The following is a 22,769-nucleotide window of genomic DNA, read 5'->3' as shown; positions in this document are numbered from 1 at the left end:
CCGGACGTTCGGTGCGATGTGCGATGCACGAAATGTGCGATGTGCGATGTGTGATCCGCGATCAGGACGGATTGCCGTCCGCTCCGCACTTGACGATGGCGTTGATGCAGTTGGTGACCCTGCGGGCGAGTTCGTTCTCGGGCCAGGCGTTGAAGAAGTCACCGTGCATGGTGTAGCCGGGACCGGACGACAGTCGCAGGCCCTGGGTGCTTCCGGACACGGGATAGCGCAGGACCTGGCGGAGCTTGGGCACGGGCACCGGGTGGCTGGCCGGGCACGCGCCGTTCACCGGGTAGGCCATGTGGCTCTTGTGGTCGGCGGAGTCGAGGTCCTTGCCGTTCCAGCACTGCGGGAAGTCGAGGTACGACTCCAGCATCGAGCCCGCGGGACAGGTGACGAAGTCCTTGGAGGGGTTGACCTCGCCGTGGTGCAGGCAGGACCACCGAGCCACCGACGTCGGGTCGTCGACGCCCGTGGCCTTGGCGTTGCCGGCCACGATCCGCAGCCCCTGCGGGAACGGCCGGATGCGCTGGATGACGTCGTCCCGGACCCCCTCGCCGAGGTAGTAGAAGGTGGTGCCGGTGGGCTCGACCGGCTGATCGTTGCGGTACATCGTCGGGACCCAGTACGACGACGAGTCGGTAGCCGGGTTGCAGGTGGAGGAGGAGCCCAGCAGATCGGTCACCTCGGTGTGCGCGTTCGTCACATGGCTGCCGAAGAAGCTGTGCATGTGGGAAGCGCCAGGTAGGCCGGGAAAGACGATCGGGTCGTCCGGAAGCCGGTGACTGTACGGGCACTCCGCGAGGAACTCTGCGACACGGACGACCTGGGCGCCCTGGGGAGCGGCGTCGAGATCGGTGGTCTTCGGTCCGGTGACGGTGGACGCGGAGCCGGTGTACCAGGTGGCGAGGATCAAGCCGAGCGCAGCCAGGGCGGTCAGGCAGGCGCGTCGTGCGCGGGAACGCCCTGTGGGCGGGCGGGGAGAACGGTCGAGCACGGCATTCCTCCTGGGGGAAATGGTGGGGGTGCTCTGTCCCGGGACCGGTTCCGGAACCGGTCCCGGCCCTCACCGTGAGTGAAGCGACGTGTCATGCTGCCGTCAAGACTTCGCGCGATCCCGGATCCGACGAGCTTCGGTGCCTTCAAGAGTTCACGGCTTCCTCCGGGTGTTGACGCCGTGGGGACGCCGCTGTTTCACTCGGCGTCACACGGGTCGTCCTGGTTGCCGGTCACGGCGTCGGGTCCCGCGCGGCGGAGGGGTGCGGTGCGTATCACCATCGCGGATGTGGCCCGAGCGGCCGGTGTGAGCAAGACGACCGTCTCGCGGGTCCTCAACACCCGGGGTGAAGTGGATCGTTCGACCGCCGCCCGCGTCCGCGAGGTCATCGACCGGCTGGGGTACGTGCCCAGTTCGGGTGCGGTGGGTCTGGCCCGCGGACAGAGCCGCACGGTCGGCATGCTGGTGCCGTCGCTGACCTGGCCGTGGATGGGTGAAGTCGTCCAAGGCGTCGTCGATACGGTGGAGGCGGCGGAGTTCGGGTTGTTGCTGTTCACCTGCAACCGGGGGACGGACTCGGTCGAACGGTTCACCAGCCAGGTCTTCGCAGGAGCCTTCGACGGACTGCTGGTCGTGGAGCCGGAGAACACCCTGGCGATGCTGACGGCTCTCCACCGTAGAGGCCTCCCGGTCGTACTGATCGACGACCGCGGCCGTCATCCCGAGTTCCCCCACGTCACCGCCGCGAACCGGGAGGGAGGCGCCTCGGCTGCCCGCCATCTGCTGGCCGTCGGGCGGCGCAGACCGCTCGTCCTCGCGGGACCGCTGCGCTTCGGCTGCGTGCGCGACCGACTCGACGGCTTCCGCACGGCCTTCACCGAGAGCGGCCACCCGCTCGAACCCGCGCTCGTCGTCGAGAGCGACTTCACGGAGGCGGGCGGACGCGAGGCGGTACGCCGACTGCTGGCCGAGGGCCGCTGCTTCGACGCCGTCTTCGCCCACAACGACCTCGCGGCCATGGGCGCCATGGCCGCCCTGCGCGCCACGGGACTGCGCGTGCCGGAGGACGTCGCCGTCGTCGGTTTCGACGACATTCCGATGGCCCGCCTGACCCAGCCCCCGCTCACGACGATCCGGCAGCCGATGCGGGAGATGGGCGAGGTGGCGGCGCGCATGCTTCTCGCCCGCCTGACGGACACGGAGGCCCCCGGTCCGGTCGCTGAACTTCCGACGTCGGTCGTCATCCGCCAGTCCACGGTGAACAGCTGACCGCCACCCGCTGAACGGCCGGAGCCGGTTCCGTCATCGCCAGGAAGCTGCCGATGAAGGCTGTTCCCTCTCGGGGCCGGTAGGCGGACCCCGCCGTGAGCAGCCGGGCCGGATTTGCGGGGGGGGGTGCCCCTATCTGTTTCGTCAAGCCGGGTGAGGATGGTCGGCATGACGGATCAGGATCGGTTGGGGCGGACCGCGGTGCACTATGCGGCTGGTGGCGGGGATGTGGACGGCCTGAGGGCGCTGTTGGCTGAGGGCGCCGACCCGGGGACTGTCGACGCCGAGGGTTGGACTCCGCTGCATTTTGCTGCTCAGGCGCAAGTGCCTGCGGCCGTCGAAGTCCTGCTGGCCGCGGGTGCGGCGGTCGATGTCGTGGACCGTCATGGCAATACGCCGTTGTGGAGGGCGGTGTTCTGTTCGCGGGGCGAAGGCGGGACGATTCGGCGCCTGTTGGAAGCCGGTGCTGACCCTGACCGGGACAACGTTCATGGCCTGAGCCCGAGGGCGTTGGCGGGGCGGATCGCCAACTATGACGTCGCTGCTCACCTTCTGGCCGGGGACGGCACTTCCTCCTAGACGCCATCTGCCGTGGCTGGCTGGGGTTCGTAGAAGGTTCCGTCGCGGAGCATGGCGAAGAGGACGCCGGCCCGGCGTCGGTCATCACCGGCGAGGCCGACGTGCTGCGCGACGAGGGCGAGGCCTACGCCAACAAGCTCCGCGAGGCCGGTGTGCCGGTCACCGCCGTCCGCTTCCAGGGCATCATCCACGACTTCGTGATGCTCAACGCCCTGCGTGGCACCCACGCCGCCGAAGGCGCCATCAGCCAGGCCGTCGCCACACTGCGCACCGCACTCGGCACCGCCTGATCCAACCGGCCTGCGGCCACCTGCCGCCGGCCCACCGCCCTCCCCAGAGGACAAACCACGAGTGACTCGAAGAAGGTCCTGTCCGACTTGGTCCTGTCCGCCTCGACGGAGCACGCGCCGGTCGACGCGCCCTGGAACGCGATCGACATCGCCGACTGGCTGCTGAACCTGCCGGACAAGGAGTACCAGCGGTGTGCCCCGCCCGATCACAAGGCGGCGGGTTACACCACGACCGACGACGGCAGGCCGATGTCGATCAACGTCGAGATGATCGGTACCGGGCTGGTGATCCAGCACTACGTCGCCGAGATCGCCGAGAAGCACCACTGCCACATGGTGTCCCTCTCCGACGTGCTCACCCCGAACGGCTGGACGACCGTCCAGGTGATCTGGGACCTGTCGGTCAAGGACAAGTAGTTCGTCTCCGCACGCCCACGGTCATGAACGCCGCTGTCCATGAAGGAGGGCGGCCCCCAGCGGGGTGAGCGTGTGCAGCACGCTGTTCGCCCGGCGTCGGCTGGAGATCAGGCCCGCGTCCCGCAGGGCCGTGGTGTGATGAGTGGCGGTTCCGGTCGAGACCCCGGCCTGACGTGCCGCTTCGCTGGTGGTGACTCCCGTGGCGGCCGCCCGGAGGATAGCGGCACGCGTGCGACCGAGGAGCGTCTGCAGGGCGCGCTCCGGTACGGGCGGCGTTGTCGGAGCGTGCAGCGCGGGGTAGATGAGCACCGGCGGGAGGCCGGGGTCCGCCAGGGCAATGGGTGACTTCCAGCAGAAGTAGGACGGGATGAGCAGCAGCCCGCGACCTTTCAGCTGCACATCACTGACAGCCGGATAGTCCGGGACCTCCAGCACGGGATGACGCCAGCGCACCGCCGGTGAGAGGTCGGACAGGAGCCCGGCCGTGCCATCGGCAAGCAGGGTTCGGGCGTGGCGGGCGCGCTCGGCCTGAAGGACTTCCTGAATGTGTGGCTCGTGCTGAGCGATGACTGCCGCGTGGTACGCGCGCAGCAGATCCACCACCTCTCGGCGCAGGGACGTTTCGGCGAGGCGAGAAGTCCAGGACGGCAGCCGGCTGGCCCGTGCCGCCAAGGCCATTTCACGGTTCACCTGACGATCCGGCGTCGCGAGGATCGCTTCCAAAGCGGCCTCGAGCCCTTCGACGCCCTCCGCCGGGGTCAAGAAGTCCGCGAAATAGCGAGCGCGCGGGAACAGCGGAAGCAACATCGTGCTCACCGGCCGCGTCAGACCAGATTCGTGGAGCGTCGCGCATGCGTTCCGGTACCAGTCCCCGTAGATCCATCTGCCGTTTCGGGTCTGGAATCTGTGCAGGCTGGAGGCGATCTCCCACAGCGGATGCGGTGAAGCTGCGACTCGTGTGCGCGCCAGATCCTCGGCAGTGAAATGGAATCGGAGCATCCGTGGCCTCCACGCGGGTACACCTGCGGCTCTTGAGCATCCTTCAATGAGCATGACAGGGGCGATGGTCGTGGGGAACATAGCTTCAGGCCAGCGGAGATGCGCGATTTGCCTCCCGCTCGCCACCGGCCGAGGTCGCTTCTGCGGGTGACCGAAATCAGCGTCCTCGTCGAACGCGGTTGCACGACGCGCCCGGAAACAGCCGGTCGCGCGGAAAGTCGACGGAACAGATCCGAACAGAGAGGGGTACGTAATGCTCCGAATGCGTGCGAAGGGCCTGAGGGCACGGCGGCTGGGACTCCTGGCATCCGGTGCCCTGGCCCTGTCCTTCCTCGTCCCGGCCACTGCCTCGGCCACGTCGGAAGGAACCGACCAGGCGGCAGTGAGCTGCTACGACGGCTCGGTGTCAATCAGCCTGCCCCCGAACGGATACAGCGGCACCTACACCACTAGTCCCCGCTGTAATGACATCAACCTGCGGATCGACTCCGGGGGCGGTCAGTGGGTGGCCGTGTGCTGGGCGAAGTACAACACCTGCCAGGATCACTGGACGTGGGTGGCGGAGGACGCAGGTTACAAGGTGGTCGCCACCGATGTGCTGGACGGGACCGCCTTCTACTTCGTGACCACCGGTGGAGGTGGCACGCGTACCGGGCGCACCGCCTTCTAGACCGAGCAACGGTGTCCAGCCCAGGCCATGGCTCTAGAACTGACGGCTGACTGTCAAACCCTCGACACCTGCGGTCACCAGATGCAACTGCTGCATGGTTGGCGGTGAGGCGTCGAGGGATGGCGGTGGGACTCGATGTTCACGTCTGCCGTGCGGAGGCCAGGTCTGCGGTCCGCTGATGGGACAACAGGCCGGCGATGGCCTGGATGATGTCGCTCATGTGCTCGCGGCGGGCCAGAGCCCATGAAACTTGGGAAGCGGTGGCGTGATCACCCGCCCGTCGGTCTGGGCACCCAGGCCCTGGTAACCGCATCCGCGAGGGCCGGTTGCGGATGCGGCATTGGTTCTCCGCGAACGTGCAGGTCGTCATCGACGCCGACAGCCGCCGGGTGGTGGCGTCAGTCCGGCCGGTGTCCGGGCGCAGAACAGACGCACATGCCCGACGGTGATCGCGGACGACGCTTGCAACACCCTTTGGCCGACCCCCCCTTCTTCCGCCCAGCAGCGCCGTAGGCCCGCGCGGAACGCCCCTGTTCATGACCAGCGACTGAAACGCACATCGCCATCAGCAGCCCCTGAGAGCCGGGCTGTCCTCCTACCCGGCCACGCCCGAGAAGGGCCGCCCACTGTGAGCAACGGGCACGGCCGCCGGTGTCCCTCGCCGGACGGCGGCCGTCGCGGTTGCCTGGCGGCGGCCGGCCGACGGCGACGACAAGCCGGGCTTCAGTGCCCTGGTGGGGCCGACTCGTGGACCGTGACTGCCGATTGCCGTTCAGAAGACGAGGACGAGCCTGCCGCGCACGCCACCTGCCTCGAAGCGGCGATGGGCCTCGGCCGCCTGGCTGGCGGGGTACTCGGCCGCGACCCGCGGCGTGATCCGACCCTCCTCGGCAAGCGTTCGCAGGGCATCGAGTTTGCCGTGGGCATAGCGGTAGTCGGGCACGAACACGTTGCGGACCGACACGTCCTTCGTGTCCCCCAGGGGGGTGGTGCCAGGTTCACCCTCGCTGCGCGCGAGGGCGATCTGTCCGCCGGGCCGGATGGCGGGAAGTGTTTGGGGGCCCATGACCGCGGCGTCAATGACGGCAGCCACGCCGCCGGGAACGGCCTCGCGGATCCGCTCCGCGATGCCCGGCCCACGGGCAACGACCTGATCGGCACCGAGCGAGCGAACTAGTTCCTGATCGGCAGGAGATGCGTCCGCCACGACACGCAGCCCGTCCGTCTTGGCCAGTTGCACGGCGTATCCACCCAAAGCGCCGGCGGCTCCGGTCACGGCGATCCAGTCGCCGGGGGCAAGGTCGAGCACGTCCAGGGCAAGGCGCGCGGTCAGCCCGTTCATCGGAAGAGTGGCGGCCTCGGCGTGCGTGCTTCCGGCCGGGGCCCGGACGACCTGCCGGGCGTCGAGAACGATGTACTCGGCGTAGGCTCCGCCGGAGGGGTCGATGGGGATGACAATCGCCATCACGCGGTCGCCGACCTGGAGATCGGTGACCGTGTCGGGGCCGATCTCGTCCACGACGCCTGCCGCGTCCATGCCGGGCCGGTACGGCGGTGTGAGGCGACCTGCGAGCATCTCGTCGGTGTACCCCCTGCGCAGCAGCACATCTGAGGGATTCACCGCCGCTGCGTGCACGCGCACCCGGATCTGCCCAGGCCCCACTTCCGGGACGGGGAGGTCGACGACCTCAAGTACCTCGGGGTCACCGTAGTGGAAAACTGCAACAGCCTTCATTGCGGCACTTCCTTTCTGTCTCTTCTGTAGCGGTAATTCTGGAATGAGCAATTGGGAAAAGTCCGCGGAGGCTCACGCGCAGGACTGCGCGTGTTCCTGCGGAAACTGCGTGCGGTGAGCCGCCGGCGGTTCCGCTGTGAGTGTCACCGACAGGTGAGGAGGGGAGCGGCGCAGTATCTACATGGCTGGTGGGGGAGCCCGCTGTCTGCGACCCGTCAGGCATGCGGCGTCATGGCGCCTGGCGTGCCGCGCTGACGAGGGCAGCACGCCAGGCGTGTCACTTGCCGGCCGTGGCCTGCGAAGGCGCAGCCTCCGAGGGAGTGCCCTTGGGAGGCGTCCAGTTCTCCAGCGGGTCCATCCGGAAGCGCGTCAGCAGCACGGAGTCGATCAGCCACTTGCCGTGGACCTTGCGGTAGGTCTCGTTGTACTGCCCGTAGCCGTGATGACCTTGCGGAGCGTCCTTGCCGGCCGGGAAGGTCAGCAGATCCTCCATGGACCAGATGCCGGACGCGGTGTCGCGGCCAGTGATTGTGATCTCAGGCATTGCGCCCGAGTGGACGGAAGGCGCCTTGCCCGTCAGATCACGAATGGTGTGAGCGAACTCCTGCGGCGACTTCCACGTGATCCCGTCGGTCACGATTCTGGCGTCGGGAGTGAACAACGCCGCCAGCTCGTCGTGCTTCTTCTCGTCGACGAAACGGAAGTAGCGGGCCTTGAGCTGGTGGATCTCCTCGATGTCCTCGAGGCGTTGCACCCTGTCCTTGAGGGACTGCGACGAGGTGTTGGCCGGCTGTCCGTGCGCGCTGGCGGACGGAGACGTCAGAGCCACCGCGCTCGCGCCGCCGACGACCAGCAGCGCAGCCGCTGCGGCTGTTCCAGCGATGCGGGAGCGCCACGCGGACGCCTTCGGGGATTCCTGTGAATGCATGATGCGGTTCCTTTCGCCTCCGCGAGTGGTGCCGGTCGGCCGTGGTGGCTGCGGGGCGTTCCGGAGGGAAGACGCGCGCAGTGAACTCGTACGGAGGATGAATGTGATGTGGGCCCCGATGGCCACCTGCAGGCGCAAGGCCGTCGCTCCGTGGTGGCATGGGAGAGCTGGTTCGCCGCGGAGTCCGAGTGGCTCTGGGCGGCCATGAAAGACAGTACACCTTAACAGGAACGTTCAGTCAATTATCCGCGCCGGGTTCCGGCTGGGAGTGACGAGTCGGCACCTGGCGGTGGTGCCCGATGCCAGTGCTACGACACGGCCCGGCGAGGGCCCGCTCGTCGTTCCTCCGGCGCGCGCGTCCTGTCGTGATCGCACAACCGGACGGGGACCGGAACGGATGGTCAACGTCCGTTTAGTGGTCGCCGACAAGGCGACAGCAGGGCCCGCTACTTCCGCTTCGTCGATGAGAAGAAGCACGACCAGCTGGCGGCGCTGTTCACCTCCGAAGCCAGAATCGTGACCGACGGGATCACATGGAAGTCGCCGCAGGACTTCGCCCGTGCGATCCGCGACCGGCCACATGTCGGAGATCGAGATCACGGGCCCCGACACCGCGTCCGGGATCTGGTCGATGGAGGATCTGCTGACCTTCCCGGCCGGCAAGGACGCTCCGCAGGGCCACCGCGGCTACGGGCAGTACCACGAGACCTACCGCAAGGTCCACGGCGAGTGGCTGATCGACTCGGTACTGCTGACGCGCTTCCGGATGGATCCGCCGGAGAACTGGGTTCCGGATGCCTGACCTGAACGCCGTTCCCGCGGCCCGAGCAGACGCCCTGCACAACCGGCGCCGGCTCATCGCGGCGACGCGAGAGGCCATCGCCTCGCGCGGCCTCGATGTCTCGGCCCTGGACATCGCCCGGGCGGCGGGTGTGGGGGTTGGCACCCTGTACCGGCGCTTCGGCACCAAGGAGGCCCTGCTCGACGCCGTGGTCCTCGGCCTCTACGACGAGTTGTGCGATACCGCACGCAGATGCTTGGAATGCCCGGACCCGTGGGGCGGGCCGACGGAGTTCGTGACAAAGCTCGCCAGAGCGCACCGGGAGAACCGGGGGCTTGCCGAGGTCACGACAGCCTGCGAAGGGCCGACCCCGCCCGAGATCGCGCAGCGGATCATGCGCGTTGACATTTGGTCGGACATATCGTGCCCGTGGTGCTTCATCGGTAAGGCCAGGTTCGACGAGGGACTTGCCGCGTTCACGCATCGGGACGCCATCCAAGTGGTGCACCGCTCCTTCGAGCTCGATCCCGGACTGCGGCACACGCGCCCGACGACCGGGGCGGCGCACGCGAAGAAGTACGTTGTTCGTCGATTTCCGGGACCACGGCAATACGCTGGACCTCCACCGGCTGCTGCACCTGGCTGCCGACCGGGGCTGTCAGGACAAGCTCGTCCCTGCTCTTCGAGGGCAACTTCGCTTCTGAACGGTCCGTCCACGACCCCGAGCACCAGGTGGAACTGGCCGTCCGGGCGGGACTTGCCGAGAGAGAGGTGCGTGCGGTGCTGGCCGCCGACCGCGCCTACGCAGAAGCGGTGCGCGGGGACGAGGCCGAGGCCGCGCGGTCGGGGGCCACCGGAGTCCCCTTCTTCGTCGTCGACCGGAAGTACGGCGTTGCCGGTGCCCAGCCGGTCGAGGTCTTCAGCGACGTGCTGAGACGGGCCTGGGGCGGCCGAGAACCCGCTCTGACGGTCGTCGACGTGGACGATCGGGCCGGGTGCGACGCGGAGGAGTCTGCGACGCGCCGCCCAGCGCTGAGGGAAGCACGGCGCCTGCCGACTCCCAATGGTGCTGTGCGCTGAGCTCAGGAGGAGGGGCCGAGGGCGTCGAGAGCGGCGTCGGCGATGGCCATGAGTGGCACACGGTCGGGGTTGAGGGCGCCCATGACCCGCAGACCCTGCAGTGTCACGACGAGGAGCCGGGCAAGGTTCTCCGGCGAATGCCTGCTGGAGAACTGCCCGTCCGCCTTGGCCTCCGTGATCACCTGGATGAGCGCGTCCTCCAGCATCTCTGTCGTCGACTGGACGTGGGCGCTGACCTGAGGGTCGCGCGCGATCCGCCCCACGACGGCGCCGACCATCAGACAGGCGCGTCGACTGCCGTCCAGCACGATCTCGTCCACGGCAGCGACCAGTACCTCACGCAGCAGTTCACGACCCGGGGCCCCTTCACGGAGGATGTCCACCAGCGGCAGGGCGTAGTGCTCCCGATAACGGTCCATCGCCGCCAGGTACAGTCCCTCCTTGCTGCCGAAGGCCGCGTACAGCGAGCCGCGGCCCACGCCGGTGGCGTCGACCAGGTCCTGGATGGACGTGCCGTCATAGCCGTTTCGGCTGAAGGCGTTCATCGCCGCCTCCACCGCCTTCTCGGTGTTGAACTCCCTGATGCGTGCCATAGGCCCCACTCTACCTCCACACTGGAACGATCGATCCGAAGGTTTGCTCGTGTCTCATGGCGAGAAACAGGGCTTTGTTGACCTTTCGTTCCACTGGTTGTTGACTGGCGGAACGACCTGCTTCAGGTCTGTCGGGGATCTGAAGCCCGAGTGGCTCGGCGGGGGGCGACTGGTGGCGGGCTGCCCGTACACCGCACGGGCGGCCCCCGCCCCGCAGATCACACTTCCCGGACGCCGCGCCGCGGCGCACACCTATCCGATCAAGGAATGAACGATGAACTCCAGAGCACATGTAGGGGTGACCGGCCTCGCCGTGATGGGCCGCAACCTGGCCCGTAACCTCGCCCGCCACGGCTACGCCGTGGCCGTCCACAACCGCACTGCCCAGCGGACCAGGGATCTGGTTGCCGACTACGGAGACGAAGGCACTTTCATCCCCGTCGAGAGCGCCAAGGACATGGTGGCCGCGCTCAGTCGCCCCCGTCGGCTGATCGTGATGGTGCAGGCCGGCCGGGCCACCGACGACGTGATCGCCGAGTACGCGACCCTGCTGGAGCCCGGTGACGTCATCGTCGACGGCGGCAATGCCCACTTCGCCGACACTCGTCGCCGGGAGGCCGCCCTACGCCGCTCAGGCATTCACTTCCTGGGCACGGGCATCTCAGGCGGCGAGGAAGGGGCCCTCAACGGCCCGAGCATCATGCCCGGTGGCTCATCCCATGCCTACGGCCTGCTCGCCCCCGTACTGAACGACATCGCGGCCACCACACCCGACGGCACCCCGGCCGTCGCCCACCTCGGACCCGACGGCGCCGGCCACTTTGTCAAAATGGTGCACAACGGCATCGAGTACGCCGACATGCAGCTCATCGCCGAGGCCTACCACATGATCCGGCACTCCACCGGATACCAACCGCGCAGAATCGCCGAGATCTTCCGCGAATGGAACCAGGGCCGGCTCAACTCCTACCTCATCGAGGTCACCGCCGAGGTCCTCGCTCATCACGACGCGGACACCGGGCTGCCCTTCGTCGACATCGTCGCCGACGCCGCGGAGCAGAAGGGCACCGGGCGCTGGACCGTGCAGTCGGCCCTCGACCTCGGAGTCCCGGTCTCAGGCATCGCCGAGGCCGTCTTCGCCCGCTCCACCTCCGGTCACGGCGCGCTGCGCGCCGCAGGCAGTGCACTTCCCGGGCCCGTCCCCACCATCCTCGGGGAGCGTGACGCCGCCCGTTTCATCGGACACGTCGAGCAAGCACTGTATGCCTCCAAGGTCATCTCCTACGCCCAGGGCATGCACCAGATCCAGACCGCCAGCCGGACCTACGCGTGGAACGTCGACCTCGCGGCCGTGGCCGCCGTCTGGCGCGCCGGCTGCATCATCCGCGCGTCGTTCCTGGACCGTGTGCGCGAGTCCTACGCCACGCGTCCGGACCTTCCCAGCCTGCTGGCGGATCCCGCCTTCGCCCGAGAGATCGGCGCCGCCCAGCTTCCCTGGCGCCTCGTCGTGGCTCACGCCACTCGCGACGGTGTACCGGTACCCGCCTTCGCCGCCGCGCTGGCCCACTACGACACCCTGCGCACGCCTCGTCTGCCGGCCGCCCTCACACAGGCTCAGCGCGACTACTTCGGGGCCCATACATACCGGCGCAACGACCGTCCCGGCTCCTATCACACGCGGTGGGGCCTTGATCGTTCCGAGCAGGCGACCGCCTAGACCAATCTTTACTGACTGTTCGTTCCTGAAATTGGTACACTCTCGGAGACGGTCCCGGTGCGTAGCCGGTCGTCACTGGCGCGCCCACCGGGTCGCCCTCCAACTGACTTCCTTCCGGTAAGCCGTCGATGCGGCCGTGCCGGCTTATGAACGGAGCACAAGCATGTCCCACCGTCTGCAGTCGAAGGTCATCCTCGTCACCGGAGGCACGTCCGGCATGGGTGCGGCATTCGCCAGGCGTGCCGCTTCCGAGGGCGCCACTGTGATCATCGGAGCACGTGACAAGGAGCGTGGCACCGCCACCGTCAAGGACATCACGGCGGGAGGCGGCACGGCCCTCTTCGTCCCGACGGACGTGACCGTCGAGGAGGAGGTCGCCAATCTGGTGGATGTTGCGGTCAAGGAGTTCGGGGCTCTGCACGGCGCCTTCAACAACGCGGGCGGCGGCAACAGCTTCGGAGCGGTCCGGGACATCCAGGCGTCCTTCTGGGACAGCGTCATCGCGCTGAACCTCACGAGCGTCTTCTACAGCCTCAAGCACGAGATCCCGGCGATCGTGGCCAGCGGTGGCGGTGCCATCGTCAACAACGCGTCCGTGGTCGGTGTGGTGGGCGACCCTGCCGCCGCCGCCTACTCGGCCGCCAAGCACGGAGTCGTGGGTCTCACGCGTTCCGCGGCCCTTGATGCGGCCAAGGAGGGCGTGCGTGTCAACGCCCTCGTGACGGGCCTGGTGAACACCCCGCTGTGGCGCGGCCACGTGGAGGCCGACCCGGAGTCCGCCAACGCCATCCTCAACCAGCAGCCGACGGGCCGCGCCGCCGACGAGGCCGAGATCGCAGCCTTCGCCACGTTCCTGCTCAGCGACGAGAGCCCGTTCATCACCGGAGGGGCCCTCGCGATCGACGGCGCACTGACCGCCGGCTACTGAACCGCCGTTGAGGCGATGCGAGGTCGTGCTCTACGCGGACCGCGGCTACGACCACGCCCGCCCACTACCGCAAGGAAATCCGCCTCCGCGGTGTGGTTGACCTCCTCGCGAGCTCACCGGATCTTCGCGATGCGGTGGGCTGCGACAGGTCGGCCGCAAGTCCGTCTCTCCTCGACGCCGCGGGCCGGCGGCCGGGGCGCGCTAGGGATGCACGAGCACCGTGAACAACTGTTCCAGTGTTCGGGTCAGCACGGCCTCGTCGGTGCTGTTGAGGGCGGCGTCGCCGATCACCTTGCGCATCAGCCAGAAACCGGCGATGACGGCGAGCATCATGGCTGCCCGGTCGGTGTCGCGCAGCTGTGGGGCTACTTGCAGCAGGTGGGCGTTGACATGGTTCTCGATGCCGGCGCGCAGTATCTCCGCGGCCCGGGGGTTGGGCGCCGAGCGCAGCATCAGCAGGAAGGGCGAGAGATGGTCGGCGCCGGGGGCGGTGCGGTGGACGAGAGCGACCGCCACGTCGCGGGCGAGAGTGGCGGGATCGCTGGTGAGTACGGTGCGGTCGGCCATCGAAGCTTCGACCACAGCGGCGAAGAGTCCCTCCTTGGAGCCGAAATAGCGGTTGACGAGCATGGCCGTGACGCCGGCGGCTTGCGCGATGTGGCGGACCCCGACGCCGTCGTAGCCGTGCCGGGTGAAGGCTTCCATGCCGGCGCGCAGGATGGCCTGTTTGGTGCCGGCGGCGTCGCGGCGTCGCTGTTGCGTCATGTCTACGAGTGTATACTAAGAGCTTGTCTACGACTGTAGACAAACTCTGAGCGGATGGAGGGACATCGCGATGGACCTGAAACTGACGGGCCGCCGTGCCCTGGTGACCGGATCGAGTTCCGGGCTGGGAGCGGCTATCGCCCGACTGCTGGCAGCCGAGGGCGCGGATGTGGTGGTGCACGGACGCGACGAGACGCGCGCACGCGAGGTGGCGGACGCCATCGGCGCGGTCGCCGTGGCGATCGGCGATCTCGCCACCGATGAGGGCGCCGACGCGGTGGCCACCGCCGCCGGTGACGTCGACGTCCTGGTCAACAACGCTGGCGCCTACGATCATCTTGGCTGGGAGGACGCCTCACCGGAGGTGTGGGTGCGGACGTACGAGGTCAACGTCGTCTCGGGTGTGCGCATGATCCAGCGTCTGGTGCCGGGGATGCGCGAGCGGGGCTGGGGCCGGGTGATCCAGATCGGCGGCGGCCTGGCCTCGCAGCCGTTGGCCATGTTGCCCCACTACAACGCCACTCTCGCCGCGCGGCACAACCTGGCCGTCTCCCTGGCGCGGGAGCTGAAGGACACCGGCGTGACCTCCAACGTGGTCGCTCCCGGAGCCATCCTCGTCGATGCGGTGCAGACGCTGCTGACCAGAATGGCGCCCGAGCGTGGCTGGGGGGAGTCGTGGGAGGAGATCGAACGCAATGCCGCCCGCGACTTCGTACCCAACGATGTCGGTCGCTTCGGCCGGCCGGAGGAGATCGCGGGCGCCGTGGCCTACCTGGCCAGCCCGTACGCGGACTACGTCAGCGGTGCCACACTCCGCGTGGACGGCGGAACGATCCGCTCGGTCAGTTGACCGGTCGCCCACGGGGTCCTGTGACTGAAGAAGCCCTTGACGGTCCAGGACCGGGCGACGCCGCCGATGCTCTGTCCGTCGACCATCGCCCCGCCCTGTCGAGGATGTGGCTGCAGTACAGCGGCCGGGCTGGAACGGCGGCGCGCACCTCGCCTCTTGAGGCAGGGCGGTCACCGTCGGGACGAGCGGTGGACACCGAGCCCGGTGAAAGAACGAGGTGGCGAAGGTGTCGCTTACGCGCCCGCCAGCCCATCGATGCCCGCCCTCGACGTCTGAGGATCCTGGGCCTGGATCACGGATTCCCCTGACGCCCCGGTAGTGAACCGGGGCCGCACCCCTGACCATCCGTCCGCGCCACCGAACGCATGCCGCCGTGCAGGGCAGGCGGTATCACCGCTCACCGCGCCCGGACGGCTGTGGGAGACAATTGATCCGCTCCCGGTTTCTTGAGCTCGGCTATTTCGAGTCACCTGACTGTGCCGGGCCGGTCAGCAGTACGCAGCCGTGCAGCGGCATCAAGGACGACGCAAGGGAACGTTCACGACGTGAGCGCCCGCCGTTGTGGTCAACAGCCATCGCCACCGGTCCTGGGCCACGGGTGCGTGCCCGGAAATGAGGCGGCGGCGCACGCAGGTACGCGGCTTTGCCCGGCCACCTCGTGTGCGCCCTCGGTGGTGTGGAAGCCGACGGCAGCGGGCTGTGAAGCCAGGCGCTTGTCGACGCACAGCGGGTGGCAAGGAACTCGTCGACACCGAGGTGGTGCCGGGCGACGGCACCGGAGGTCCGCTTGACTCCGACGCACCCCACCACGTTCAGCGACCGGTATCTGGGCCGGACCCATGCAGTGCGCACAGCGTACTGCTGCGTCGGCGCGACCGAACGGGCCGGCACGGTCTCGCGCTCACGAGGCCCGGCCGAGGCGCCCTCCGGAGCGGTCTCGGCCCGGGGAGCGTCGAGAGGACCAGCGGTTACCACGGCGGCCCAGCTGCGGTGCGCACCGCCCAATGGAGCACCAGATCGTCAGCGTCCACGCGGAGCGGGTCGACGCCTGTACGTACAGGCTGGGCGTCAGAGGAGACTCATTGTGAAACGATCAGTCGGAGCACCGCGCGCGGCCGGCGCAGGCTGGCACTCAGTTGAGGGCACCCAGGGCGGCGTCGACCACACTCATGAGCGAGGCGCGATCGGGGTTCGTGGCGCCCATCACGCGCAGGCCGTGCATCGTCACGATGAGGTACCGGGCCAGATCACGGGCGTCGCGCGCATCGGACAACTCACCCTCTGCCTGAGCTGTCGCGATCACGTCGCGGATGGCGTCCTCCAGAGAAACGGTCGTCGAGCGCACATGCGCTGCGACCTTGGGGTCCTGCGAAGCCCGTTCCGTCGACGCGCCCACGATCAGGCAGGACTTGCGGTCTCCGTCCCGGACGATTCCATCCACCGTTGCGACCAGCACCTCGCGCAGCAGATCACGTGCCGGGGCCCCTGCGCGCAGCATGTCAATGAGCGGTACGGCGTAGAGTTGCCGGTACCGCTCCAGCGCAGCCAGGTACAGCCCTTCCTTGCTGCCGAAAGCCCCGTACAGGGACCCACGGCCCACTCCGGTCGCGTCGACCAAGTCCTGCACCGACGTGCCTTCGTAGCCCTTGCAGCGGAAAGCCTCCATTGCTGAATGGACGGCCAATTCGGTGTCGAACTCTCTGACTCTCGCCATAGACGACAGGATACCTTATTCGGAATGAACAGTCAATTACTCTCCGTGATGGAGAGTGCGCTGCAGCCTCGCGTCACCTGCGTCACTGCCCGGAACCCCATGTCGGCCTGACCTCTCCGAGGCCTCGACATACAGAACGAGCACACAACCTAACGGCACTCGGGAGCCGACATATGAGCGGCATTGACGCGCACACCGCTACGCAGGAACCGACTACCCGCGAGGTGACCGAGGAGCCCGGCCGCCCGCGCCGGCAGTGCGAAGCCGCGCGGGAGGCCGATGGCAATGCCGAGGTCCCGTTCGCACTTGCCTTGCGCACGGGCACGTTCGTCAGTGGTCTTCCTGTTCACCAGCTGCACCACCGCCGGACAGCGGGCCGTCTGGCCTGAGCAGTCGGACGTGGTCCGGCTGCTCAACCTGACCTACTATGTCGTCGCCGAGCTGCGGCCGCTGTAGGCCCGACTCGTGAACGAGAGCGGCTGGGCGGCGCAGACTTCTGGCAGCTGAGGCCTGCCCATGCTAAGCATCCTCGGGGCTGGGCTGGCTGACACTCAGGGACGGCGAGCGGTTCCCAGCGGACCGGCCCGCAGCTGAGCCATGCGACGACGGGCGCGGGGGGGCAGGCAGCAGTGGCAACGGGCACCGTCACGGTGCGCAGGCCGTTTCAGCGGCTCGGGACCAAGGGAAGGCAAGAGATGCAGGTCTCCTTCGGCGGAGCGGTCGCCGACTCCGCCTACGCGCACGTACGGTCCGTCCTACAGCCGGCGATCGTCAACCACAGCGTGCGGGTTTGGCTGCTGGCGGATCACCTGGGCCGGCAGCACGGCCTTGAGGGGCGGGAGCGCGAAGCTCTGGCCGTCGCATGTCTGTTCCACGACGCGGGAACAGCCGATGCGTATGACGGACCGCAGCGCTTCGAGGTGGAGGGAGCGGACGCGGCCGGTGACTTCCTGTCCGAGCACGACTGGCCTGCATCGTTGGTCCAGAAGGTGTGGGAGGCCATTGCCCTGCACACGTCTCCCGGTATCGCCGAGCGCATGGGGACACTGCCCCGGCTCCTCCGGCTCGGCGTACTGGCCGACTTCGGCGCGACCGACCTGGTCGGGGCCGATGATGACGGGCAGTTGTCCGCATCGCTCGCTCGTTTCCCGCGGATGGACATCGAGGTGGTACTCGGTGACGCGGTGGTCGACCAGGCCCTGCGATGCCCCGGAAAGGCGCCGAAGTCCAGCTGGCCCGGAGGGCTGCTTGCAGCCCGTCTGGCGGACCCCGGGCACACAGGTGTCAGTCCCGCCTTTTGAGCCGCACCGAGTTCCGCCGCCCGTGTCCCACGAAGCCGGAGCGCGTGGGGGTTGACGGACCGCTCAGAACTCCAGGACGATCCGGCCCCGCACGCCACCGGCTTCCCTCAGACGATGGGCTTCGGCGGCCCGCTCGGCAGCCGACACGGGCGACGCGGGGAGTGAGTTCACCGGCTTCCACCTGCCTGAGCAGGTGGTCCAGCCTCCCCCGGTCGCCCAGGTAGTCCGGGATGAACGCGAGGTACCTGCGCAGGGACCGGCGCCGGAGTTCAGCCGGGCTGAGAGGGCGCAGTCCGTCGCCGCTGAGCGCGACGATCGCACCCCCGTCTGCCACGGCTGCGGCGACCGCCGCCGATCCGGGGCCGGCAGCGTCCACCAACCCGTCGACGCCCCCGGGCACGACGTCCAGCATCCGGTGGGCGACGCCGGGCCCACGCAGCACGACCATGTCGGCGCCGAGGGCGCGTACCAGCGCCTCGTCCGACGGCGCGGCGTCGGCGATCACGGTGAGGCCCTCGGCCCGCGCCATCTGCATGACGTATCCGCCGACCACTCCCGCAGCGCCTACGGCGAGTGTCTGACCGGCGGACACGTCGGCCAGGTCGAGCGCCAGGCGGGCGGTGAGACCGTTCATGGGCAGGGTCGCGGCCTCTGTGGGAGTGACCCCCGAGGGAGCGCGTACGACGGCGTCGGCGGGCAAGGTGAGGTATTGCGAGTACGCGCCACCGCGAGGCTCCGTCGGCATGGTCACCGCCATCACGCGATCTCCTACACGCAGGTCAGTGTCCGTCCCGGGCCCGATGTCGCAGGGGTGAGCTGCGGAGACGGAAGCAGGCCTCTACCGGTCGGTGTCAGTGGTGATCAACCGGGCCAGTTCGGCAGGCATGGACAGGAAGGGGGAGTGACTGGACGGCAGTCGGTATGAGCGCTCAGCGCGGGCAGCCATAGTCTCTTGGAGTGCCGGTGGAAGGATCTCGTCCTGTTCACAGATGATGTAAGTGGAGGGCACCGTCTTCCACGCCGGTTCGGTAAGCGGTTCGCTGAAGGATCTGACGGTCTGCGGTACCAGCCGCCGCGCGGCGCGGTCCGCGTCCTCAGGTGCGGCGTCGCCGTAGAAACGCTTCGAAGGACCCTCCGGAACGGGCAAGGTACCGGTGTCTCCGCTGGGGAGCTGCCCTCCGCTCAGGCCGGCGAGGGAGTCGCCGGCATCCAGCTGGAAGGCGGCGAGATAGATGAGGCGGGACACGTTGGTGGCAGTGGCCACGGCCTCCGTGGCGGGCAGGCCTCCGTAGGAGTGCGCGAGGACGGTCACCGGACCTTCTATGCCGTCCAGGCACGCACGGACGGCACGTGCGTCGTCATACATTCCTGCAGTGTTGCCGGGTTCGGCAGAGGTACTCGGCAGATCGACGGTGAGGACACGCCATCCCTGAGCGGTGAGTTCGGGGACGAGTTTCTCCCAGCACCAGGAGCCGTGCCAGGCGCCATGGACGAGCAGGATTGCCGGATTGTCGTGCGTTGCGGTGGTCATGGAAACCTTCGACGAAAGAGGACAGTGCTGCGCGCCGCCTGAGGGCAAAGCCGCACCCGGCTGGTGGTCACCACGGGCCGGCGCTGGACCACGGCAAGCCGAGGGCGGCGCTCGACCACGAAGCTATGGGCACAGCCGGCGTCCTGCCATGCTCCACCGTCCGCACTTCTTGCGTGATCGTCCGGCGCGGACATGCCTGTGGCCTGGCTTCTGCCGATGCACGGCCTCACCCCGTCCGGAGTTCTACGCCGAAGGTCGCGAGGCGCCCGGGGCGGTAAGGCACCATGGCGCTCCTCGCGCGGTGAGTCCGTTACATCGACGCATCCCTCGAGTGGGACCTGCGCTCCTGGACGCAGTTGCACGAGCTCGCCTTGGACGATCTTCTTGTCGCAGCAGGTCCGAGAGGCGAGGTCGCCGAGCGCCGCGAACGCCGACAGGGAGAAGGCCTGCTTGAGGGCCGATCGCCGCGGATCGACGAGGTTGATCTCCCAGTCGCCGGGGCTCCACCGGCGTAGGCGGCGAGGTTCCAGCGGTGCGCAACGTGCTGTGGAGCACGGCCGTCGGCGACCCGGTGAGGCCATCTGGGCGAGCCGACGGTGGAGCCGGTACGCGCCCCCCGTTGCTTCGCCGACCGGGTCGCCGTCGAATGCGACGATCCTCTCCAGCTCGGCGATCGTCTGGTCCTCGCCGTCGATCGTCCGCCGCGTGTGAGGCATCGCGCGTGCGACGTCCGCGATGATGGACGCGTCCCTCGCGTCCGCCATCGCCTCACCGGGTGGGACCGGCGCTATGCCGAACGCCTTCTCTCTAGCCTTCATCGGCGTGAGCGCATCCTGCCGCCGCCCAGCCGACGTCCTGCGGGCCGCTCACTTCCGCCGCCCCGCATACCACCCACTGGCGCCTGGTCAGATGAATCAGGAATGCTTGGTCAGGCACATACCCCGCATGCCAACCGGATGCTCCTGCCCGTTACGGGAGGCAACAGGTCAACTTCTCATGCCCCATACTCCCTCTCGGCGCCCGTGAGTGCGACGTAACTTGACTAAGCGTTCCAGGTACGGTGCACTGTCAGTAATTCCTCCTTGCCGGGGCGGGTTCCTGCTGAGGCACCCGCCCAACAGGTGGAACGGTGTGTCTAGCCGACATCGTCTGTGACCGCGTCAGGGAGCCGATCACGGCGCTCCTGCGCTCCCATCGGCTTCCGTGTATCTCAAAGGATCTCGATGAAGGTCGAACAACTGCTGCTCGACGGCGTGTTCGTGGAGCACGTAGCACCTGACGGACCCGCTGCATCGCCGCCCATCGTGTTCATCCACGGCGGCAGCCACGGCAGCTGGCTGTGGGACAACTGGACGCGCTACTTCGCCGGCCTCGGGCGCCACTGCTACGCCTTCAGTTGGTTCAACCACACGGGTTCGGTGGAACTCCCCACCGAAGAGTTCGTCAAGCGAAGCATGCTGGATGCGACAGAAGAGCTTGGCATCGTGGTCAAGTATGCGGGTGAGACACCCGTGCTTGTGGCACACAGCATGGGGGCAGCGGTGGCGCAGAAGTACGCGGAGGACCACGTGGTACTGGCTCAGGTACTCCTTGCGCCCGTCCCGTGCACGGACAGCAGGGGTGAGGCGATACAGATTCCCGTCGACTTGTCCCTTCCCTTCCCGCCGATGCCTTACGAGACGGCCGCGGAGTGGTTCTTCGACGGTTGCTCGGAGCAGGACGCCCGCCGTTACCACGCACTGATGCCCGACGAGTCACCGAAGGCGGTCTGGGAAGCGGCGCAGCGTGGCGCCGCTATTGAGCTGGACAGGACTCGTGCCAGTGGGCCCATGCTCATGGTCGCCGGGGGACGGGACATCGTCTCGCCCGCAGAACTCGTGCGAAAGCACGCCGCTCACTTCGGCGCAGACTACTTGTACCTGGCCGACCGGGCACACAGCCTGATCCTGGAACCTCGTTGGCGGGACGTTGCCGACCGCATCGACTCGTGGCTTGCACATGCGGCCTGGTGAGAAACCGCTCCCGCGGGCACCCGCCGACATACTCGGAGCGTGCCGCATACCTCGTGATCCAGCATCCATGACGACGGTGAGGCGTTGCCGCGGCCATCGTAGCTGTGCCGATGCCGGCGCACCGTGCAGCTTCCCCTTGCATATGGCACTCCGTCCGGGGGCCGTGTGTCTCGAATACCAAGAAGGTGAAAACATGGCGAACGGAACAAGCTTCACGATCACCGAGGGCGAGCGGTCCGAGCAGGACGTCAGGGCGGAACTGGTTGGGCGTGCCACGGCCCTTCAGCCGTTGCTGCGCAAACATGCCGCAGCCGGGGAGAAGGACCGTGTTCTCCCGGTCGAGGTTGTCGATGCGATGGCCGAGTCCGGGGTTTTTCGGTTGCTGACTCCGAAGCGTTACGGCGGCTCCCAGACCAACCTGCGCACCCTGACAGAGGTGTCCGAAGTACTGGGAGAGGGAGACGGCTCAGCCGCCTGGGTTGGGATGATCATCGCAGTAACCAACTGGCTGGCGTGTCTCTTCCCGGACAAGGCGCAGGAGGAGGTCTTCGGGGCCGATCCTGACGCGCGCACCACGGGTGTCGCGGCACCTACAGGGGTAGGGGAGCGAGTAGCGGGCGGTTGGCGGGTCAGCGGCAAGTGGTCGTACAGTTCAGGCGCCCCCTTCGCCACGTGGGCAGCAGTCGGCGCGTTGCTCAAGGACGAGAGCGGCGCGATCTCGGACCAGGCCCTTGCTCTGATCCCCGCCTCGGATCTGACCTTCGAGGACACATGGCACACCGTGGGCATGAAGGCGACAGCCAGTGGCACCCTCGTCGGACGGGACGTATTCGTGCCCGAACACCGCGTGCTGTCGGTGCCTGCAGCCGCGGAAGGCGTCTATCCGCGCTCGGCGCGTGACGAGACGTTGTACGACTCAGCGTTTGGGCCGATGCTGGTACTCTGCCTGGCCGGACCCTTGCTGGGCCTGGGCAGTGCGGCACTGACCGCCGTCCGGGAAGCAGCCGCAACGAAACCGCTGTCGTTCACTGTGTACGACAGCCAGGCGGACTCGGTCGGAATCCAGATGCAAGTCGCCGAGGCGGCGTTGAAACTCGAAAGCGCGCGCCTGCTCGTCTACCGGGCGGTGGACGAGGTGGACGAGGCCGCAGCCGGCGAGCCTTTGGGTCTTGCCGCGCGTTCGCACATCAGGGCGCGTGCGGGTTTTGCAGTGCAGCAGGTGATCGAAGCGGTCAGCGTGCTGCTGAACGCTCATGGCGCGTCCGCGTTCACCGATGACAACGCCCTGCAGCGCATCTGGCGGGATGTCAATGTCGCGGCCCGTCACGCCGGGCTGGTACCCGGCGTCGGCTTGGAGGTCTATGGCAAGTCACTTCTCGGTGTCAGCGAGCGTGTGAGCTTGATGCTCTGACGCATGGAGGCAGGTCGTCGCCGACGGGCGGAGCAGTTGGCGCGCACCGCAGAGAAGACCCCGTCCGCATGGCCGACCCATGCGCTTGTGTGTGCGTCGGCTTCGGCTGTTCCGGATGGCAGCCGGCCTGCCATCGAGTGGTAGAACCTGCCGAGGGAACGCTGGGTCGAAGCGTCGGAGGCCCGGGTGACCATCCCGCGCC

Annotated in this window: 21 protein-coding genes and 5 pseudogenes; 16 read left to right on the top strand and 10 right to left on the bottom strand. The window is 68.0% G+C overall.

What is annotated here, in order from left to right; translation table 11 throughout:
* Positions 1–61: 61 nt before the first annotated feature.
* On the bottom strand, positions 62–997 hold the full coding sequence (locus C3492_RS10085) for a DUF1996 domain-containing protein (RefSeq protein ID WP_181140295.1): 936 nt from the start codon (positions 995–997) through the stop codon (positions 62–64).
* A gap of 267 nt (positions 998–1,264) precedes the next feature.
* Between C3492_RS10085 and C3492_RS10080 the strand changes: the two genes are divergently transcribed.
* From C3492_RS10080 to C3492_RS10065, 4 genes and pseudogenes are all read left to right on the top strand, one after another.
* Positions 1,265–2,266 carry a LacI family DNA-binding transcriptional regulator gene (locus C3492_RS10080; RefSeq protein WP_103811383.1) on the top strand — a complete coding sequence of 334 codons (1,002 nt, stop codon included), beginning with the start codon at positions 1,265–1,267 and terminating at the stop codon, positions 2,264–2,266.
* A 168-nt stretch (positions 2,267–2,434) separates the two neighbouring features.
* Positions 2,435–2,845: an ankyrin repeat domain-containing protein gene (locus C3492_RS10075; RefSeq protein ID WP_219822063.1), complete on the top strand. Its 411-nt coding sequence runs from the start codon at positions 2,435–2,437 to the stop codon at positions 2,843–2,845.
* Between the two features lie 71 nt (positions 2,846–2,916).
* Positions 2,917–3,135, top strand: a pseudogene (locus C3492_RS10070) (alpha/beta hydrolase); the annotation flags it as partial.
* Positions 3,136–3,222: 87 nt separating this feature from the next.
* Positions 3,223–3,552, top strand: coding sequence for a hypothetical protein (locus tag C3492_RS10065; protein WP_258055592.1), 330 nt, complete (start codon positions 3,223–3,225; stop codon positions 3,550–3,552).
* Positions 3,553–3,573: 21 nt separating this feature from the next.
* Here the strand turns inward: C3492_RS10065 and C3492_RS10060 are convergent, their stop codons facing one another.
* Positions 3,574–4,551 carry a DUF5937 family protein gene (locus C3492_RS10060; protein ID WP_103811381.1) on the bottom strand — a complete coding sequence of 326 codons (978 nt, stop codon included), beginning with the start codon at positions 4,549–4,551 and terminating at the stop codon, positions 3,574–3,576.
* 253 nt (positions 4,552–4,804) lie between these two features.
* Here C3492_RS10060 and C3492_RS10055 point away from each other — a divergent pair, with 253 nt between their 5' ends.
* Both C3492_RS10055 and C3492_RS46855 read left to right on the top strand, forming a co-directional pair.
* Entirely contained in the window at positions 4,805–5,221 is a 417-nt protein-coding gene (locus C3492_RS10055) for a hypothetical protein (protein WP_103811380.1), read from the top strand.
* 344 nt (positions 5,222–5,565) lie between these two features.
* Positions 5,566–5,667 (top strand): annotated as a pseudogene (locus C3492_RS46855) (IS5/IS1182 family transposase); the annotation flags it as partial.
* A gap of 326 nt (positions 5,668–5,993) precedes the next feature.
* Here C3492_RS46855 and C3492_RS10050 read toward each other — a convergent pair.
* Positions 5,994–6,956 carry an NADP-dependent oxidoreductase gene (locus C3492_RS10050; protein ID WP_103811379.1) on the bottom strand — a complete coding sequence of 321 codons (963 nt, stop codon included), beginning with the start codon at positions 6,954–6,956 and terminating at the stop codon, positions 5,994–5,996.
* Positions 6,957–7,233: 277 nt separating this feature from the next.
* On the bottom strand, positions 7,234–7,884 hold the full coding sequence (locus tag C3492_RS10045; protein WP_103811378.1) for a nuclear transport factor 2 family protein: 651 nt from the start codon (positions 7,882–7,884) through the stop codon (positions 7,234–7,236).
* 483 nt (positions 7,885–8,367) lie between these two features.
* Between C3492_RS10045 and C3492_RS10040 the strand changes: the two are divergent.
* The 3 pseudogenes from C3492_RS10040 to C3492_RS10030 all read left to right on the top strand — a co-directional run bounded on the left by C3492_RS10040 (position 8,368) and on the right by C3492_RS10030 (position 9,745).
* Positions 8,368–8,686 (top strand): annotated as a pseudogene (locus C3492_RS10040) (hypothetical protein).
* A pseudogene (locus tag C3492_RS10035) lies at positions 8,679–8,864 on the top strand (helix-turn-helix domain-containing protein); the annotation flags it as partial. The pseudogenes C3492_RS10040 and C3492_RS10035, both read left to right, overlap by 8 nt.
* Positions 8,865–9,059: 195 nt before the next feature.
* Positions 9,060–9,745 (top strand): annotated as a pseudogene (locus C3492_RS10030) (DsbA family oxidoreductase).
* A 2-nt stretch (positions 9,746–9,747) separates the two neighbouring features.
* Here C3492_RS10030 and C3492_RS10025 read toward each other — a convergent pair.
* Positions 9,748–10,338, bottom strand: a complete 591-nt coding sequence (locus C3492_RS10025; protein WP_103811376.1) for a TetR/AcrR family transcriptional regulator — start codon at positions 10,336–10,338, stop codon at positions 9,748–9,750.
* Between the two features lie 274 nt (positions 10,339–10,612).
* Between C3492_RS10025 and gndA the strand changes: the two genes are divergently transcribed.
* Both gndA and C3492_RS10015 read left to right on the top strand, forming a co-directional pair.
* Positions 10,613–12,055, top strand: a complete 1,443-nt coding sequence (gene gndA, locus C3492_RS10020) for an NADP-dependent phosphogluconate dehydrogenase (protein ID WP_103811375.1) — start codon at positions 10,613–10,615, stop codon at positions 12,053–12,055.
* A 163-nt stretch (positions 12,056–12,218) separates the two neighbouring features.
* Complete coding sequence (locus C3492_RS10015; RefSeq protein WP_103811374.1) at positions 12,219–12,983, top strand: SDR family NAD(P)-dependent oxidoreductase; 765 nt, start codon at positions 12,219–12,221, stop codon at positions 12,981–12,983.
* A gap of 201 nt (positions 12,984–13,184) precedes the next feature.
* On the opposite strand, the gene C3492_RS46625 is transcribed toward C3492_RS10015, so the two are convergent.
* Positions 13,185–13,748, bottom strand: coding sequence for a TetR family transcriptional regulator (locus C3492_RS46625; protein WP_308461134.1), 564 nt, complete (start codon positions 13,746–13,748; stop codon positions 13,185–13,187).
* Between the two features lie 70 nt (positions 13,749–13,818).
* Here C3492_RS46625 and C3492_RS10005 point away from each other — a divergent pair, with 70 nt between their 5' ends.
* On the top strand, positions 13,819–14,598 hold the full coding sequence (locus tag C3492_RS10005; RefSeq protein ID WP_103811373.1) for an SDR family NAD(P)-dependent oxidoreductase: 780 nt from the start codon (positions 13,819–13,821) through the stop codon (positions 14,596–14,598).
* A gap of 1,132 nt (positions 14,599–15,730) precedes the next feature.
* Here the strand turns inward: C3492_RS10005 and C3492_RS10000 are convergent.
* Positions 15,731–16,312, bottom strand: coding sequence for a TetR/AcrR family transcriptional regulator (locus C3492_RS10000; RefSeq protein WP_103811372.1), 582 nt, complete (start codon positions 16,310–16,312; stop codon positions 15,731–15,733).
* A gap of 333 nt (positions 16,313–16,645) precedes the next feature.
* On the opposite strand from C3492_RS10000, the gene C3492_RS45545 reads away from it, so the two are divergent.
* Together C3492_RS45545 and C3492_RS09990 are read left to right on the top strand one after the other, a co-directional pair.
* Positions 16,646–16,768: a hypothetical protein gene (locus tag C3492_RS45545; RefSeq protein WP_258055591.1), complete on the top strand. Its 123-nt coding sequence runs from the start codon at positions 16,646–16,648 to the stop codon at positions 16,766–16,768.
* 239 nt (positions 16,769–17,007) lie between these two features.
* Positions 17,008–17,613: an HD domain-containing protein gene (locus C3492_RS09990; protein WP_103811371.1), complete on the top strand. Its 606-nt coding sequence runs from the start codon at positions 17,008–17,010 to the stop codon at positions 17,611–17,613.
* On the opposite strand, the gene C3492_RS09985 is transcribed toward C3492_RS09990, so the two are convergent.
* The 3 genes from C3492_RS09985 to C3492_RS46850 all read right to left on the bottom strand — a co-directional run bounded on the left by C3492_RS09985 (position 17,597) and on the right by C3492_RS46850 (position 19,908).
* Positions 17,597–18,370, bottom strand: a complete 774-nt coding sequence (locus tag C3492_RS09985; protein WP_146075665.1) for a zinc-binding dehydrogenase — start codon at positions 18,368–18,370, stop codon at positions 17,597–17,599. The two genes, C3492_RS09990 and C3492_RS09985, sit on opposite strands and share 17 nt — an antisense overlap.
* Before the next feature lie 81 nt (positions 18,371–18,451).
* On the bottom strand, positions 18,452–19,144 hold the full coding sequence (locus tag C3492_RS09980) for an alpha/beta fold hydrolase (protein ID WP_103811369.1): 693 nt from the start codon (positions 19,142–19,144) through the stop codon (positions 18,452–18,454).
* Positions 19,141–19,908, bottom strand: coding sequence for a transposase (locus C3492_RS46850; protein WP_374938336.1), 768 nt, complete (start codon positions 19,906–19,908; stop codon positions 19,141–19,143). The genes C3492_RS09980 and C3492_RS46850 overlap by 4 nt, the downstream gene beginning before the upstream one ends.
* A 459-nt stretch (positions 19,909–20,367) precedes the next feature.
* Between C3492_RS46850 and C3492_RS09965 the strand changes: the two genes are divergently transcribed.
* The gene (locus C3492_RS09965; protein WP_103811368.1) at positions 20,368–21,156 is read left to right on the top strand and encodes an alpha/beta hydrolase; all 789 of its coding nucleotides are present in this window, start codon (positions 20,368–20,370) and stop codon (positions 21,154–21,156) included.
* Positions 21,157–21,349: 193 nt separating this feature from the next.
* Complete coding sequence (locus C3492_RS09960; protein ID WP_103811367.1) at positions 21,350–22,567, top strand: acyl-CoA dehydrogenase family protein; 1,218 nt, start codon at positions 21,350–21,352, stop codon at positions 22,565–22,567.
* Positions 22,568–22,769 lie beyond the last annotated feature (202 nt).

Source organism: Streptomyces sp. Ru62, assembly GCF_002920615.1.
GTDB lineage: Bacteria > Actinomycetota > Actinomycetes > Streptomycetales > Streptomycetaceae > Streptomyces.
This window is presented reverse-complemented; position numbering and strand designations above follow the sequence as displayed.